Origin of the sequence: Pseudomonas sp. PDM05 (assembly GCF_014851685.1) — a bacterium.
Taxonomy (GTDB): Bacteria; Pseudomonadota; Gammaproteobacteria; order Pseudomonadales; family Pseudomonadaceae; genus Aquipseudomonas.
The window spans coordinates 27,856-42,445 of the sequence record NZ_JACVAC010000001.1 but is presented as its reverse complement, the minus strand read 5'-3'; the positions used below and the strand labels follow the sequence as shown (position 1 = coordinate 42,445).

The 14,590-nt window shown below is 63.3% G+C and carries 13 protein-coding genes; 9 read left to right on the top strand and 4 right to left on the bottom strand.

What is annotated here, in order from left to right; translation table 11 throughout:
- Positions 1-95: 95 nt before the first annotated feature.
- Positions 96-1,046, top strand: a complete 951-nt coding sequence (locus tag IB241_RS00170; protein WP_192296421.1) for a GlxA family transcriptional regulator — start codon at positions 96-98, stop codon at positions 1,044-1,046.
- 148 nt (positions 1,047-1,194) lie between these two features.
- A complete protein-coding gene (locus tag IB241_RS00165) occupies positions 1,195-2,646 on the top strand; it encodes a winged helix-turn-helix domain-containing protein (RefSeq protein WP_192296420.1) in 1,452 nt (483 codons plus the stop codon).
- Here IB241_RS00165 and IB241_RS00160 read toward each other — a convergent pair.
- Complete coding sequence (locus IB241_RS00160) at positions 2,593-5,355, bottom strand: ATP-binding protein (protein WP_192296419.1); 2,763 nt, start codon at positions 5,353-5,355, stop codon at positions 2,593-2,595. The genes IB241_RS00165 and IB241_RS00160 overlap by 54 nt on opposite strands.
- Positions 5,356-5,413: 58 nt before the next feature.
- The gene (locus IB241_RS00155; RefSeq protein ID WP_192296418.1) at positions 5,414-5,812 is read right to left on the bottom strand and encodes a helix-turn-helix domain-containing protein; all 399 of its coding nucleotides are present in this window, start codon (positions 5,810-5,812) and stop codon (positions 5,414-5,416) included.
- A 204-nt stretch (positions 5,813-6,016) separates the two neighbouring features.
- Here IB241_RS00155 and IB241_RS00150 point away from each other — a divergent pair, with 204 nt between their 5' ends.
- The 7 genes from IB241_RS00150 to IB241_RS00125 all read left to right on the top strand — a co-directional run bounded on the left by IB241_RS00150 (position 6,017) and on the right by IB241_RS00125 (position 12,413).
- Positions 6,017-6,931 (top strand): LysR family transcriptional regulator, encoded by a 915-nt coding sequence (locus IB241_RS00150; RefSeq protein WP_192296417.1) that lies wholly within the window; start codon positions 6,017-6,019, stop codon positions 6,929-6,931.
- Positions 6,932-7,054: 123 nt separating this feature from the next.
- Positions 7,055-7,597 carry a hypothetical protein gene (locus IB241_RS27430; RefSeq protein WP_225595196.1) on the top strand — a complete coding sequence of 181 codons (543 nt, stop codon included), beginning with the start codon at positions 7,055-7,057 and terminating at the stop codon, positions 7,595-7,597.
- Positions 7,591-8,016, top strand: a complete 426-nt coding sequence (locus IB241_RS00145; RefSeq protein ID WP_225595195.1) for a hypothetical protein — start codon at positions 7,591-7,593, stop codon at positions 8,014-8,016. The genes IB241_RS27430 and IB241_RS00145 overlap by 7 nt, the downstream gene beginning before the upstream one ends.
- A gap of 230 nt (positions 8,017-8,246) precedes the next feature.
- Entirely contained in the window at positions 8,247-8,837 is a 591-nt protein-coding gene (locus IB241_RS00140; protein WP_192296416.1) for an antibiotic biosynthesis monooxygenase, read from the top strand.
- Entirely contained in the window at positions 8,834-10,672 is a 1,839-nt protein-coding gene (locus IB241_RS00135) for an amidohydrolase (RefSeq protein WP_192296415.1), read from the top strand. Before IB241_RS00140 ends, IB241_RS00135 begins: the two co-directional genes overlap by 4 nt.
- Positions 10,673-10,700: 28 nt before the next feature.
- The gene (ycaC, locus tag IB241_RS00130; RefSeq protein WP_192296414.1) at positions 10,701-11,318 is read left to right on the top strand and encodes an isochorismate family cysteine hydrolase YcaC; all 618 of its coding nucleotides are present in this window, start codon (positions 10,701-10,703) and stop codon (positions 11,316-11,318) included.
- Between the two features lie 213 nt (positions 11,319-11,531).
- Positions 11,532-12,413: a LysR family transcriptional regulator gene (locus tag IB241_RS00125; protein ID WP_192296413.1), complete on the top strand. Its 882-nt coding sequence runs from the start codon at positions 11,532-11,534 to the stop codon at positions 12,411-12,413.
- Here IB241_RS00125 and IB241_RS00120 read toward each other — a convergent pair.
- Positions 12,400-13,437: an AraC family transcriptional regulator gene (locus tag IB241_RS00120; protein ID WP_192296412.1), complete on the bottom strand. Its 1,038-nt coding sequence runs from the start codon at positions 13,435-13,437 to the stop codon at positions 12,400-12,402. The genes IB241_RS00125 and IB241_RS00120 overlap by 14 nt on opposite strands.
- Position 13,438: 1 nt before the next feature.
- Complete coding sequence (locus tag IB241_RS00115; protein ID WP_192296411.1) at positions 13,439-14,353, bottom strand: GGDEF domain-containing protein; 915 nt, start codon at positions 14,351-14,353, stop codon at positions 13,439-13,441.
- Positions 14,354-14,590 lie beyond the last annotated feature (237 nt).

Below are 14,590 nucleotides of genomic sequence, written 5' to 3'. Positions count from 1 at the left end.
AAGCTGAAATTTGAATAACTGTCCCCTTGAGATTGACAATATAAGACGTGCCATAATGCCCGGCCCGTACCTTATTCGATGGATTTGCCGCCCCTATGAAAACCGTGGCCATGGCGCTGTTCCCGGACTTCCTGTTGCTCGACATGGCCGGGCCGCTCGAAGTGTTTTCGATTGCCAACCGCTACCTGCCAGTGGCCGAGCATTACCGCATCCTCACGGTCGGCACCGAGCCCGGCGCGCTACGTGCGTCCAATGGCGTGCTGGTGCAGCCCGATCTGTTGCTGGAACACGCCCACGACGCCTATGACCTGCTGCTGGTGCCCGGCGGCCCTGGTGCCTATAACGAATGCCATCCCGCGTTGCTGCCGTGGCTCAAGGCTAGCGCCCCCAAGGCGCGCCGCTTTGGTTCGATCTGTACCGGCGCGTTTGTGCTGGGGCATGCCGGGCTGCTCGACGGTCACCGCGTGACCACCCATTGGCACTACACCGAGCGGCTGATCCAGGGCTTTCCCAAGGCCATCGTCGAGACCGACCGCATTTACTTGCAGGACGGTCGCTTGATCACCTCGGGCGGCGTCACCGCCGGTATCGACCTGGCGCTGTCGGTGGTGGCCCAGGACCACGGCAAGCAGGTCGCGGTGGATGTGGCCAAGGTGCTGCTGGTGGTGATGAAACGCCAGGGCGGCCAAGCCCAGTTCAGCCCGATGACTGCTGCGGTAGCGCCTCAGGAAACGCCGATCACGCGGGTACAGAACCACGTGTTGGCGCATCTGGATCAGCCGTTCACCATCGATTCGATGGCCGATCTGGCGGGGATGAGTGCGCGCCACTTTGCCCGGGTATTTGCCAAGGACGTGCAAATGACGCCGATGGCATTTTTGCAGGGCGCGCGCATCGACCGGGCCCGCCACTTGCTCGAAACCACTGACCTGCCGCTCAAGACCGTGGCCTTCCACGCCGGCTTCGGCAGTGTGCGCTACATGCGTTCTCTGTTCAGCGAGAAACTCGGCCTCAACCCGACTCAGTACCGCCAGCAATTCAGTTAAGGGCGGTATGGCCGTCTCGCGCACTCCAATGTCCGTGTGGCTCCCCGTGCCAGCATTGTCCTGTCACGGCGAGCTGGCAAGATAGCTCCACGCCCATAAAAAAGGATGCGCAAACGCCCAAGGCCGGGTGTTTCAGCGCTTTATCGAGATGAACAACGCGCCCACGGTGAGCTTTGGCCGCTACACCTTTCACCCGCAGCAACGGCTGGTCAGCAAGGCTGGCTTTCCGGTGCCGCTGGGCGGGCGGGCGCTGGACATCCTCGCGGTGCTGCTGGAGGTGCCGGGGCAGTTTGTCAGCAAGGACACCCTGATCGCCCGCGTCTGGCCCAGCAGCGTAGTGGAGGAGAACAACCTGCGCGTGCACATTGCCGCGCTGCGCCGTGCGTTTGATGGCCAGCCGTGCATCATCAACGACCCCCAGCGCGGCTACAGCTTTGTCGCGCCGGTGCAGGGCGCTGCTCAAGTCAGCCAGTCCCGGCACAACCTGGCAGTGCGCCTCAGCCCGCTGATTGGCCGCGATGAGCTGCTGGGCGTGTTGGCGCGGCGCCTGTGCGGGCAACGCCTGATGACCCTGACCGGTTGCGCCGGCGTGGGCAAGAGCAGCCTGGCGCTGGCCCTGGCCGAACGGATGCTGCCGCGTTACCGCGACGGTGTGTGGTGGGTGGACCTGGCGACCGTGCAAGCGCCCACCCAGATGCTGCACCATCTGGCCCAGGCGCTTGGCCTGGAACCCTGTGCCAGCCCCCAGGCACTGTGCAAACCCTTGGCAACGCGCCAACTGTTGCTGGTGCTCGATGGTGCCGATTTGCTGCTGAGTGCCTGTCGCCATCTGGTGCGCGCCCTGGCGCAGCACGCCCCCCGGGTCAGCGTCTTGCTCAGCAGCCGCGAAGCTCTGCAATTGCCCGGTGAGTGGGTGCAGCGCGTGCCCCGGCTACCCCTGCCGGCGCCATGTGCGTGGGGCAGTGTCGAACAGGCGATGACGGCGCCGGCGGTGCAGCTGTTTGTCGCGCGGGTGCGGGCCGGCCAGCAGGGTTTTGTGTTGCGCCCCCAGGACCTGACGCCGCTGCGCGAGATCTGCCGGCGCCTCGATGGCCTGCCATTGGCCCTGGAATTGGCGGCCGCCCAGGTCGAAGCCCTCGGCATACAGGGCGTGCAAAGCCAATTGCGCAGTGGCTTGCAGGTATTGACGCGCGGGCGCCGCACGGCGGTGGAGCGCCACCAGTCCTTCACGGCGGCTTTGGATTGGAGTTACGCACGCCTGAGCCTGCCGGAGCGCTGGCTGTTCCTGCAAATGGGCCTGTTCAAGATGGCCGTGAGCTTGCCCGTGTTGACCGAACTGGTCGCGGGCACCGAACTGGAACATGCCGACCTGGCCTATCTGCTGGCACGGCTGGTCGGCACTTCGTTGCTGGCGCAGGAACCGGGCCCTGGGCCTGCGCGCTATCGCCTGCTCAACAGCCTGCGCAGCTACGCCCTGGCGCAACTGCGCGACCCGCAGCAGGTGGCGCGTTTGCAAGCGGGCTACGGGCATTATTTGGGGCCGTTTTCAGGCCGGTCGTTTGTCCTGCAACTCGTCGAGCAGGCAGCGTACTCGGACTAGATCCGCGGTCTCAAAGCCTTCGCTGAACCGCCCGTAAACCGATTCCAGCAGGTCACGTGCCGCCTGCACGCGCCCCTGGCTTTGCCACAACCGCGCCAACGCCGTGGCACTGCGCAGCTCCCAGGCCAGGGCGCCTTGCTGGTGCGCCAGGCCGAGGGCTTCGAGCAGCAGGCTTTCGGCGGCGCGCTTGTCGTCAAGGCTTTCGGCACGTACTCGCAGGATCTCCGCGGTGCACCAGCCGGTCAGGCCGTTGCTGGCGCGCTCGAATACTGCATCGCTCACCGCGATGGCGTTGAAGGTCAGCAGGATGTCCTCCACCAGCCCCAGGCCCTGCACGTCCGCCATCGGTAGCGTCCCGGCGTAGCAGCGTGCCCAGGTGTGGAACAGCTGCGCCGAGTGTTTCTGCGCCTGTTGCAGCAGCAAGTCCATCTGCTCGCGGGTGGCGTCGGTGTCACCGTTGTAGCGGGCGATCACCACCCCGGCCAGGGCCAGCGTGTAGCAGATCGAGGTGCCATGGTTGATCTGCAACGCCAATGCCAGCGCCTGATCGGCGGTACGTGCCGCGCGCTCCGGGAAACCGCGCAGCCACTGGATGCGTGCAAGGATCGTCAACGACGCCACGCTCTGGTCGTACTGCACACCAAAGCCATGGGTAAAACGGTTGAGATGGCCGCTCTGGGCCATGCGCTGGATCACCTGCTCGGCGTTGTGCAAGGCCAGCGCCTGGTTGCCGGCGAAGTGTTGCGCCAGCACCCGCAGGCGTTGTGCGCTGAGGTCCAGCAAGGGGTCGGCCTGGGGCCCCAATTGGTCGAAGTGCAGGCTCTGCACCAAGGCTTCGCGATAGTTGCCGCAGCACAGGCTGACCGCCATCTGGCCCGACACGGCGCGCAACTGGCCGGCCAGGTCCTTGCCAGCTTCAGCCAGGCGCCTGGCGCAGGCGAATGCCTCGATGGTTAGCGGCGTGCCGCCCTGGGTGTGATAGGAAAAACTGCCCAGCGCCAGTTGCAACGCCATGCGCAAACGCTGGCTCGGTGTGGTCGATTGGCCCAGGCGCGCCAGGGCCTTGCCCACGTACAGGCCATGTTCGCGCAGCAGCGACAACTCTTGCCACAACGGCATCGCGCTGACGGTGAGACGAATCCCCAGCAAATGGGCGCCCTGGTCGCCGAGGCCCCAGTCGAGGGCGGCGCGGATGTCTTCGCGCAAGGGGGCGTAGCGGTCGAGCCAGGCCTGGGTCGCGATCAGTTCCCAATCGTCCTGCGCCTGCTCCATCAGCGCCAGGCAGCGCTCGGCATGGCGCTCGCGGGTGGTGTCGAACTCGTTGGCGCCGCTGAGTTTTTCCAGGGCGTAGGTGCGGGTGATGTCGTGCAGGCGATAGACCACCTCGTCATCGCCAGCCTCCACATTCAACAGCGACTTGGCGACCAATTGGGTGATGGAACCCAGCACTTCGAGCGGTGCGATACGCTCCCCGGCGATCACTGCCGCCGCGCTGGCCAGGCTGAAGCTACCGCGGAATACCGCGAGGCGGCGCAGGCAAATCTGCTCGCAACCCGTGAGCAGGTCGAAGCTCCAATCCAGGGTGGCGCGCAGGGTTTGTTGACGGGGCAGGGCGTTGCGGCGGCCACGGGTCAGCAGGCGGAAGTTGTCTTCCATCTGTACCCGCAAGCCTTGCAGGCCGAAGCGTTCGATCTGCGCAGCGACCAACTCGATGGCCAAGGGAATGCCATCCAGGCGCTGGCAAATATCAATCGCCAGCGGCAGTTCGGCTTCGCTCAATGCAAAGCTGTCCTGGTGGGACATGGCCCGCTCGATCAGCAGCTGCAAGGCCGGGTAGCCCAGGGCCTGGGCGCGGTTGCCGGTGGCGGGCGGGCAGGCCAGCGGTTCCAGGCGCTGCACCGATTCGCCTTCGGCGCGCAACGCTTCACGGCTGGTGGCGATGATGTGCAGCTCGGGCGCGTGGCGCAGCAGGGTTTCGCTGATCAGCGCGATGTCGTCCAGCAGGTGTTCGCAGTTGTCGATCACCAGCAACAGTTGGCGCGATTGCAGGTTTCGAGCGAGGGACAGCAGCGGTTGCGCCTCGGTGAGCGTGAGGTCGAGCAGGGCGGCGAGGTTGGGCAGAATCATCGACGGGGTGCTCAGCGGCGCCAGGTCGAGCAGGCAAATGCCGTCGCGGTAATGCCCGATCAGCAACTCCGCCACCCGCAGCGCCACGGTGGTCTTGCCCATGCCGCCGGCGCCGGTCAGGGTGATGAAGCGTAGCACGGGCATCTGCTGCACCAGTGCGTCGATCAGGGCCTGGCGGCCGATCATCCGCGTGCGCCGCAGCGGCAGGTTATGGCACGGGCGCGGTGACGCACCCTCGGTGGGCAGGCTCATCGGTTCGATGCTCAGTGGTGCGACAAAACTGTAGCCGCGTTGGGCCACCGTCACGATATAGCGCTGCCCGGCCTGGCCATCGCCCAAGGCCTTGCGCAGCGCCGCCATATGCACCCGCAGGTTGCCGTCCTCCACCACGCTTTTGGGCCACACGCGGGCCATCAATTCCTGCTTGCTCACCACATTGCCGGCCTGTTCCAGCAGGACCAGCAGGATATCCACCGCGCGCCGCCCCAGGCGCAACGGCCGGCCGCCTTCCAGCACCAGGCGCTGGCGCGGGTGGATGCGGTAAGGGCCGAACTGCACGGCCTGGTCGCTGAGGTCACTCATGGGCGGCCACGTTCCTGGAAAAGGGTCTGGCCAGCATATTCCAGGCGTGTGCAGACCACTAGGCCGCAATCACCTGTGGTTTGTGACGCGATTGGTGGTTTCGCCAGGTCATCGGGTTGACGCCGACGCTGCGGGTAAACATATGGCAGAAATGCGCCTGGTCGCAGAACCCGCACTCCAGGCTAATCTGCGTCAGGCTCAAGTCGGAACCGGTGATCAGCTCCTTGGCCCGCTGGATGCGCTGCTGGCGGATCCATTCCTGGGGTGACAACCCGGTGCTGCACTTGAAGGCACGGGAGAAGTGGCTGCGCGACAGAGCGCAGGCCTGGGCCAGTTCGGCAATGGTCAGGCTTTCTCCAAGGTTGGCGAGGATCAGTTGCTTGGCAATCCGTTCGCGGCGCGAGCATAGGCCGCCGGTTGCAGATAAACGGGGAGCAAGTTGCTCGAGTCGGGCCATGACGAATATCCGTAGTCGATGGGAGCGTTCCCGGTGGATGGATGCAGTGTAGACCGACACATTCTTGGCGCCCGACCGCCCGGCTGACGAGTTAATCGTTGTTAATTTCGCCAGGTCCGGGCGTTGAAAAGACAGCACAGGCGTGCAATCCAGGCGGCGTTCTGCGTGCTTATCTGGCGGTTCGCCAATCGTGTGGATACCGCTATGAATCGCAACGACCTGCGTCGCGTCGACATGAACCTGCTGGTGATTTTCGAGGCGCTGATGTTCGAGAAGAACCTGACCCGGGTCGCCGAAAAACTGTTCATGGGCCAACCGGCGGTGAGTGCCGCCCTGGGCCGCCTGCGCGACCTGTTCGACGATCCGTTGCTGCTGCGCAACGGGCGGGGCATGGAGCCCACGCCACGTGCCGTGGCGATACTCAAGGAGTTGCAACCGGCCATGGACATCATCTCGGGCGCCGTCAGCCGCGCCAAGGACTTCGACCCTTCAACCAGCTGTGCGGTGTTTCGTATCGGCCTGTCCGACGACGCCGAGTTTGGCCTGTTCCCACCGTTGCTCAGCCAACTGCGTGAAGAGGCGCCCGGGATTGTCGTGGTGGTGCGCCGCGCGAACTACCTGCTGATGTCGGCGTTGCTGGCCAGTGGCGAGATTTCCGTGGGGGTCAGCTACACCACGGAATTACCGGCGAATGCCAAGCGCAAGAAGCTGCGGGATATTCCGTGCAAGGTGCTGCGCGGGGACGACGGTGTCGCGCCGCTGACCCTGGATGAGTACTGTGCGCGGCCCCATGCAATGGTGTCGTTCTCCGGAGACCTGAGCGGCAATATTGATCTGGATTTGGCCCGGATCGGCCGGGCCCGTCGGGTGGTGCTGGCGGTGCCGCAGTTCAGTGGGCTGCGGGCGTTGTTGGCGGGTACGCAGATTATTGCGACGGTGCCGGATTATGCGGCGTGTGCGTTGACCGAAGGCACCCCCTTACGAGCGGAAGATCCGCCGTTTGCGATTGATGCCGCGGAGCTGTCGATGGTGTGGAGTGGGGTGCATGACAATGATCCGGCGGAGCGCTGGTTGCGTGGGCGGATTGCCGAGCATATGGCGCGGGCGCTTCAGGTTTGATCGCCGATCAACCCGCGCCAGAATTAAGCAAAGTCCAGGACGTCCGAGTCGTTTTACTGACAGCCTCTTTGAGTAAAGGCTTTCTACTATGGAGGGACTTTTCCAGCGAAGGCAGTTACTCCTATGCGCATTGGCAACTTACCACTGTTTCCACAGATAGCACCTGAAACGTCTGTTCTCACACCAGGTTTATCCTCGGCGAGTGTGCAGCAAGAGCAGCGCAGTAGTCACAGTGAAGGACACCGCAAAAGCCCGCAGCCGGCAGCACGTGCCGGCGCTGCGGAAACTACCGTGATGTCAAAGCTTGACAGGGTCAGTGAGCCAAAACTTCAAATTAATAAAGAGGCGACCAAGCCGAATGTGCTATTCGGTGTGGATTACTATGTTTATACGCCTAGCCCTGGATTGAGCAATATCACGTTTCCAATCACTATCGATAAAGGCGCTCAACGCAAGAGCAGCAACGATGGCGGGATCTTTTACGCGATGCGGTTCGACGCCAATGATGAAAAAGGTAAAAAGCTGGGGGGCGGCTACATTGGGATGCAGCCACGCGGTGATGGCAAGGCACTGGTTGTGTTTTCCGGATTTGGTCCGCATTTCAGCGCTCCCAAAGGTAGTACCGAGGCGGATGGAGGACCAGGGGCAGCAATAGCACATTGGTAGATTTCAAGTTTGGTCATAAATATAACCTGACAGTGGAGCGAGATCCCGATAACGCCAAGCGGCTAAAGGCCTATGTTCAGGATGTTACGGACCCCGATAAGCTTGGGCCCAGACAGCATGTGAAAGATCTTGATGTCGATCAGAAAGTTGCATTGGCCGGCTACGGTATTGGATTTGTCGAACACTATGGCGCGAAGATCGACCGAAGTTCACAGATTGCGCCGACAAGTGGCAGTTTTTTTGCTCCCTTTAGTACAGACGACAGAGGCCGTGTTAGAAATGGTTCAGTCAATAGCAGAGGCTTGTATGGCCGATTCGCGAATTCAATGACCGGCACTCAGGAGATTACAAAAAAGGGTGAGAGGCGTACGCAGGTGAAATTTTCTCTTCAGGGGGTTGGTTATGAAAAGAAGGCCTGAAGTCTAGAACCTGAGGTGTTGTTATTGAGCCCCGCGAACAATCAAACGCGTGGGCGCATGGGCGAACACATGGCGCAGGTGCTTTAAGGTTTGGCGTGCATATCCGTTTGTTCGGTAACGGGTGTGTACCCAACCCACCCACCCCAAACAGCACATACATCCAATTCCCCATCCCCAATCCCCACCAAACTCCCCCCATCGCTCAACTCTCCAGGGGGGAATCAAACGTCATGGACCCTACACCCAAAACCAGCCCCGACGAAGTCGTCACACTGGTCGTCAAACACCTGGTCAAGCCAGGCCGCGAAACCGACTACGAAGCCTGGCTACGCCGCATCGTGCGCATTGCCGGCGAGCGCCCCGGCCACCTCGGTGTGGACGTCGTACGCAGCAAACAAAACAAGCTCGCGCTGTTCACCTGCGTCCTGCGCTACCGCTCCACCGATGCTCTGGAACAGTGGCTCGATTCCCCCGAACGCAAGACCCTGATCGCCGAAGCCACCCCCATGCTGGCCGACGGCGACAACACCGAAATCGGTGCCGTCAACGAGTTCTGGTTCAACCCCGAAACCGAAAACGCCGCCAAGCCGCCCCGCTGGAAGCAAGCCGTGGTCACGCTGTGCGTGATCCTGCCGCTGACCCTGCTGGTGCCGATCATCTGGGGCCCGGTGCTGCGCCTGCACCCGTTGCTCTCCAACTATGTGGTCGCCACGTTCCTGATCACCCTGACCATCGTGCTGCTGGTGGTCTACCTGCTGATGCCGGCGGCCACCCGCCTGTTCGCTCCCTGGCTTGAAGCCTCTGTAAAGGAAACCCTATGAACGCCGATCTGATTCTGTTCAATGGCCAGTTCCACACGGTGGACCGGGAAAACCCGCGCGCCACCGCCGTCGCCATCCGCCAAGGGCGCTTTGTCGCCGTCGGCACCGATGCTCAAGCCATGGCCCTGCGCGGCAGCGGCACCCAGGTCATCGACCTGAAGGGCCGCACCGTGATCCCGGGCCTCAACGACTCGCACCTGCACCTGATCCGTGGTGGCTTGAACTACAACCTGGAGTTGCGTTGGGAAGGCGTGCCATCCCTGGCCGATGCATTGCGCATGCTCAAGGACCAGGCCGACCGCACCCCGACGCCACAGTGGGTGCGCGTGGTCGGTGGCTGGAACGAATTCCAGTTCGCCGAAAAACGCATGCCGACCCTGGACGAACTCAACCAGGCCGCGCCGGACACCCCGGTGTTTGTACTGCACCTCTACGACCGCGCCTTGCTCAACCGCGCCGCCCTGCGCGTGGCCGGCTACACCAAGGACACGCCGAACCCGCCGGGCGGCGAGATCGTGCGTGACAGCAACGGCAACCCCACCGGCATGCTGGTGGCGCGCCCCAACGCGATGATCCTGTATTCGACCCTGGCCAAGGGCCCGAAACTGCCGCTGGAGTACCAGGTCAACTCGACCCGCCAGTTCATGCGTGAACTCAATCGCCTGGGCCTGACCAGCGCCATCGACGCCGGTGGTGGTTTCCAGAACTACCCGGACGACTACGCGGTAATCGAGCAGTTGGCCAAGGACGAACAGTTGACGGTGCGCATCGCCTACAACCTGTTCACCCAGAAGCCCAAGGAAGAGCTCGCCGACTTCAAGAACTGGACCGGCAGCGTGACCCTGCACCAGGGCGACGACTACCTGCGCCACAACGGCGCCGGCGAGATGCTGGTGTTCTCCGCCGCCGACTTCGAGGACTTCCTCGAACCACGCCCGGACCTGCCGCTGACCATGGAGCAGGAGCTGGAGCCGGTGGTCCGCCACCTGGTGGAGCAGCGCTGGCCGTTCCGCCTGCACGCTACCTATGACGAATCCATCTCGCGCATGCTCGACGTGTTCGAGAAGGTCAACCGCGACATCCCGTTCAACGGCTTGCCGTGGTTCTTCGACCACGCCGAAACCATCACGCCGAAAAACATCGAGCGCGTGCGCGCCCTTGGCGGTGGTATTGCGATCCAGGACCGCATGGCGTTCCAGGGCGAGTACTTCGTGGAGCGCTACGGCGCCAAGGCCGCCGAAGCCACGCCGCCGATCAAGCGCATGCTCGCCGAAGGCGTGCCGGTCGGCGCGGGCACCGATGCCACGCGAGTGTCGAGCTACAACCCGTGGACCTCGCTGTACTGGATGGTCAGCGGCCGCACCGTGGGCGGCCTGGAGCTGCACGCCGAAGGCCTGCCGCGCCTGACCGCGCTGGAGCTGTTCACCCATGGCAGCGCCTGGTTCTCGTCCGAGCAGGGCAAGAAGGGCCAGATCAAGGTCGGCCAGTTGGCGGACGTCGCCGCACTGTCGGCGGACTTTTTCAGCGTCGATGAAGAAGCCATCAAGTGGATCGAGTCGGTCCTCACCGTGGTCGGCGGCAAGGTGGTCTACGGCGCCGGCGACTTTGAAGATGTCGCACCGCCACGCGTGCCGGTGCTGCCGGACTGGTCGCCGGTGGTCAAGGTGCCGGGGCACTGGCGCCCGAGTTCGCCGTTGCAGGCCCAGGTTCACCAGTGCAGCGGCCCGTGCGGCGTGCATTCCCACAGCCATGAAAAGGCCCGGCTTTCCAGCGTGCCGGTCAGCGACTTCCAGGGTTTCTGGGGCGCGTTTGGCTGTTCCTGCTTTGCTTTCTGATTTCCCATCCCCCGTAAGGAGTTGAACCATGGCTAGCCCTCGTTTGAACAAAGATGACGCCGTTGTACTGTTGGTTGACCACCAGACTGGCCTGATCTCGCTGGTGCAGGATTTCTCGCCGAACGAATTCAAGAACAACGTCCTGGCCCTGGCCGATGTGGCGAAGTTCTTCAACCTGCCGACCATCCTCACCACCAGCTTTGAAAGCGGCCCCAACGGTCCGCTGGTGCCTGAGCTGAAAGAACTGTTCCCGGACGCGCCGTACATCGCCCGCCCTGGCCAGATCAACGCCTGGGACAACGAAGATTTCGTCAAGGCCGTGAAGGCCACCGGTCGCAAGCAGATCATCATTGCCGGTGTGGTGACCGATGTGTGCGTGGCGTTCCCGACCTTGTGCGCGCTGGAGGAAGGCTTTGAAGTGTTCGTGGTCACCGATGCATCGGGGACCTTCAACGAAACCGTGCAGCAGGCTGCCTGGGCACGCATGACCGCCGCCGGTGCACAACTGGTGAACTGGTTTGCGGTGGCGTGCGAGCTGCAACGTGACTGGCGCAACGACATGGAAGGCCTGGCCAACCTGCTGTCGCCGCGCATCCCCAACTACCGCAACCTGATGAACAGCTACTCGGCGTTTACTGCCAAGTAAGCGGTTCTGCATCACACCGTTGAATCCTGTGGGAGCCGGGTTTTTGTGGGAGCGGGCTTGCTCGCGAATGCGGCGTGTCAGTCAAAGATGTTCCAACTGACCCAGCGCTTTCGCGAGCAAGCCCGCTCCCACAGAAGCCAGCTCCCACATTTTGTTTTGTGGTATTGCGACTAACCGGATATAAAACAGCCCATCGTCCACCGAGAAGCGACAATGAACCCCTTTGAAGACATGCGCCTGTTTTGCCAGGTCATGGAATCCGGCAGCTTCACCGCCGCCGCCGAACAGTTGGGCCTGTCCAAGCAGTTTGTCAGCCGCCGCCTGATCCAGCTCGAAGACCGCCTCGGCGTGCGCCTGCTCAACCGCTCCACCCGCCGCCTGGACGTTACGCCACTCGGCCAGAGTTACTACGAATCCGCCTTGCGCCTGCTCAGTGAAGTCGAGCAAGTGGAGCAGGGCATCGCCGGCCAGAACAGCGAGCCGCGCGGCACCATTCGCCTGAGCGCGCCGTTGTCGTTTGCCATGGCCCATCTGGGTTGCCTGTTGCCGTTGTTCTTGCAGCGCTATCCCGAGGTCGCGGTCGAGGTCGACCTCAGTGACCGCCCCGTTGACCTGATCGGCGAAGGCTACGATCTGGTGCTGCGCATCGGCACCCTGGAAGACTCAACCCTGATTGCCCGCCGCATCGCCAGCATCCCCCGGGTGTACTGCGCCAGCCCCGACTACCTGGCCCGGCGCGGCACCCCGCAAAAACCCGATGACCTCGCCGCGCATGACTGCCTGCCCTACGGCCATGGTCGCCAGGTGCAGTGGCGCTTCAAGGGCAAGCTGCAAGCGGTGAACGTGTGCGGGCGCATGCGCGTGAACAACGGCGACCTGTTGCGCGACACCGCGATTGCCGGGCTGGGCATCACCTACCTGCCGACTTTTATCGTCGGCGAGGCGTTGAAGGACGGCCGCCTGGTGACGGTCCTCGACGAATTCGCCCCCGAAGACCTGACCCTGTCGGCGGTGTACCCGCAGCACCGGCAAAGTTCGCGCCCGGTGCAGGCGCTGGTGGAGTTCCTGCGCGAGCGCCTGGCTAGCGGCTGTTGAACAGCTGGCGGATCAGGCTCGGTGTGCTGCCGGTCCAGCGCTTGAACGCGCGGCGAAAGTTCGCCGCGTCGTTGAAGTTCAAATACGCCGCCACTTCCTCATTGCTGTAGCCCTTGACCTGATACAGGTGCAACGCCACCTGCTTGCGCACGCGGTCGACCTGCTGCTGAAACCCGGTGTCGTGCTTGTGCAGTTTGCGCTTGAGGGTCGCCGGGCTCATGGCGAAGGCCTGGGCCGCCTGCTCCAGGCTCGGCGCCTGGCGCACCTGGTCGCGCAGGTAATCGTAGAGGCAATCGAGAAAACTGCCGGCAAAACCCAACTGCTCGATCTGCTCGCGGGCTTGCTGGCGTGCCACTTGCCCAGCCGTGGCCGAGGCGCCCGGCCAGGCACGGGTCAGGTATTCACGGGGGATGCTCAGCATGTCCAGCGGGCGTTCGAAGCGGGTTTCTTCGCCCAGGTGCACCCAATACTGCTCGACGTAACGCGGCTCGGCGTGGCTGACACTGCACGCCCACGGCAGGCGCTCGCCGCTGAGCCACTGACTCATGGCAACCAGCGAGGTCATGCTCGCTTCCAGCAGGAAACGCCAGTGTTCGCCGGCGCCGCAGCTGTCCAGCCAGTACAGGTAGGCGTGGTGCTCATCCAGTTCCAGTTGCAGGCTCACCAATGGGCTGAGCAGCACTTGCTGCTGGATCAGGATCTCGAGGGCCTGATGCAGGTTCTGCGCATGCCCCAAGGCGTGGCTGGCCGCGCCGTAATAGCCTGGCAGCAGGCGCTGGCCAAACAGGAAGCTGCTGTCGTCGGCGTCCAATAATTTGCGGCTGTTGCCGATCAGCGCAAAAAACTGCTGCGGACTCAGGCGCGCCGTACCGACCAGGATGTCTTCGTGAAACAGCCCGGTGCCGCGCAGCAGGCGATGGCTGTCGATGTCCCGCGACAACGCCAGGTCGATCAGTGTGGCGGGTTGGTAGTGCCCGGGGATGAATCGGCTGTCGGCTTCATACCAGTCGGTTTTCACGGCCATCTCAGGCGCTTTTCGCGAGGGGGTGTTTGGCGCGGGCGAGGGCCAGGTTCAGGCGCTTGAGCAAGTCCTGGGGCGCTTCGTCGAGGGCCATCACCACGGCCGTGGTCGCCGCCAGTTGCAGGCGTTCGCCTTGCTGGCGGGTCTTGTGGGCGAGGGCGCGTACGCTCTGTTGCAGTTCCAGTGCGAGCACCTGGGCCTGGCGTTCGCCGGTGTCTGGCAGCAGCACCACAAAACGATCACCGGCCAGGCGGCACAGCAAATCCTGGCGGCGCAGGTTCAGCAACAGCGCATGGCTGAGGGCCTGCAATACCGCGTCGCCTTCGGCATGGCCGTAGGCCTGGTTGATTGCGGCGAAGTTGTCCAGGTCCAGGGCCAGCAACGATAGCGGCCGTTGTTGCTCGCGGCTGTCTTGCAGGCTCTCGGCCAACTGGCGCTTGAGGTAGTCGGCACCGGCCAGCGGCGTGAGTTTGTCGAACAGCCGGTGCTCGCGGAACAGCCGCTCGCGCTTCTCCATTTGCGCGCTGATCGCCAGTTGCTCTCGGTGCCAGTGGTAGATGCCGATGGTCAGCAGGATCATACCCACCGGCATCGGCCCGGACTCGAGCCAGTGGTCCCAGGTGATGCTGTCGGGCAGGCGGATGAACTCGTCGAGGCTGTCGATCCACCATGAGAAAAAGATGCACGACAGGCCCAGCGCCAGGTAGTTGGTCACGCGCCCGGCGGGGCGGCTTTTCAGCACCAGGCCAAGCCAGACCAGGGCGAGCAGGGCCGAGCCACCTTCGCCGAAGATGTCCAGCCAGACCCATTCGCTGACGCTTTTCAACTCGCCGCAGGCCAGGTGCAGGAGCAGCCCGAGGTTGGCGGCGATCAGCAGCAGGGCGAGTTTCCAGCGGTGGGGTTTGAGTACGCAGAACATGGCCGCGAGTCCTTGGGCAACGAAGCGATGGGCGCCAGCACAGCAGATGGATGTGACGGTTGCATGACGGTGGGGGTGGGTCGAATCAGCTCATGGCTAAAACACAATTCACCGGCAAACACAGATCAAATGTGGAGCTGGCTTGTGTGGGAGCGGGCTTGCTCGCGAAGGCGGTGGGTCAGTTAGAACAGCTTTGACTGACACACTGCATTCGCGAGCAAGCCCGCTCCCACACAA

Coding starts and splice junctions, on each gene's coding strand:
- IB241_RS00170 (WP_192296421.1), top strand. CDS start 96: ATGAAAACCGTGGCCATGGCGCTGTTCCCGGACTTCCTGTTGCTCGAC.
- IB241_RS00165 (WP_192296420.1), top strand. CDS start 1,195: ATGAACAACGCGCCCACGGTGAGCTTTGGCCGCTACACCTTTCACCCG.
- IB241_RS00160 (WP_192296419.1), bottom strand. CDS start 5,355: ATGAGTGACCTCAGCGACCAGGCCGTGCAGTTCGGCCCTTACCGCATC.
- IB241_RS00155 (WP_192296418.1), bottom strand. CDS start 5,812: ATGGCCCGACTCGAGCAACTTGCTCCCCGTTTATCTGCAACCGGCGGC.
- IB241_RS00150 (WP_192296417.1), top strand. CDS start 6,017: ATGAATCGCAACGACCTGCGTCGCGTCGACATGAACCTGCTGGTGATT.
- IB241_RS27430 (WP_225595196.1), top strand. CDS start 7,055: ATGCGCATTGGCAACTTACCACTGTTTCCACAGATAGCACCTGAAACG.
- IB241_RS00140 (WP_192296416.1), top strand. CDS start 8,247: ATGGACCCTACACCCAAAACCAGCCCCGACGAAGTCGTCACACTGGTC.
- IB241_RS00135 (WP_192296415.1), top strand. CDS start 8,834: ATGAACGCCGATCTGATTCTGTTCAATGGCCAGTTCCACACGGTGGAC.
- ycaC (WP_192296414.1), top strand. CDS start 10,701: ATGGCTAGCCCTCGTTTGAACAAAGATGACGCCGTTGTACTGTTGGTT.
- IB241_RS00125 (WP_192296413.1), top strand. CDS start 11,532: ATGAACCCCTTTGAAGACATGCGCCTGTTTTGCCAGGTCATGGAATCC.
- IB241_RS00120 (WP_192296412.1), bottom strand. CDS start 13,437: ATGGCCGTGAAAACCGACTGGTATGAAGCCGACAGCCGATTCATCCCC.
- IB241_RS00115 (WP_192296411.1), bottom strand. CDS start 14,353: ATGTTCTGCGTACTCAAACCCCACCGCTGGAAACTCGCCCTGCTGCTG.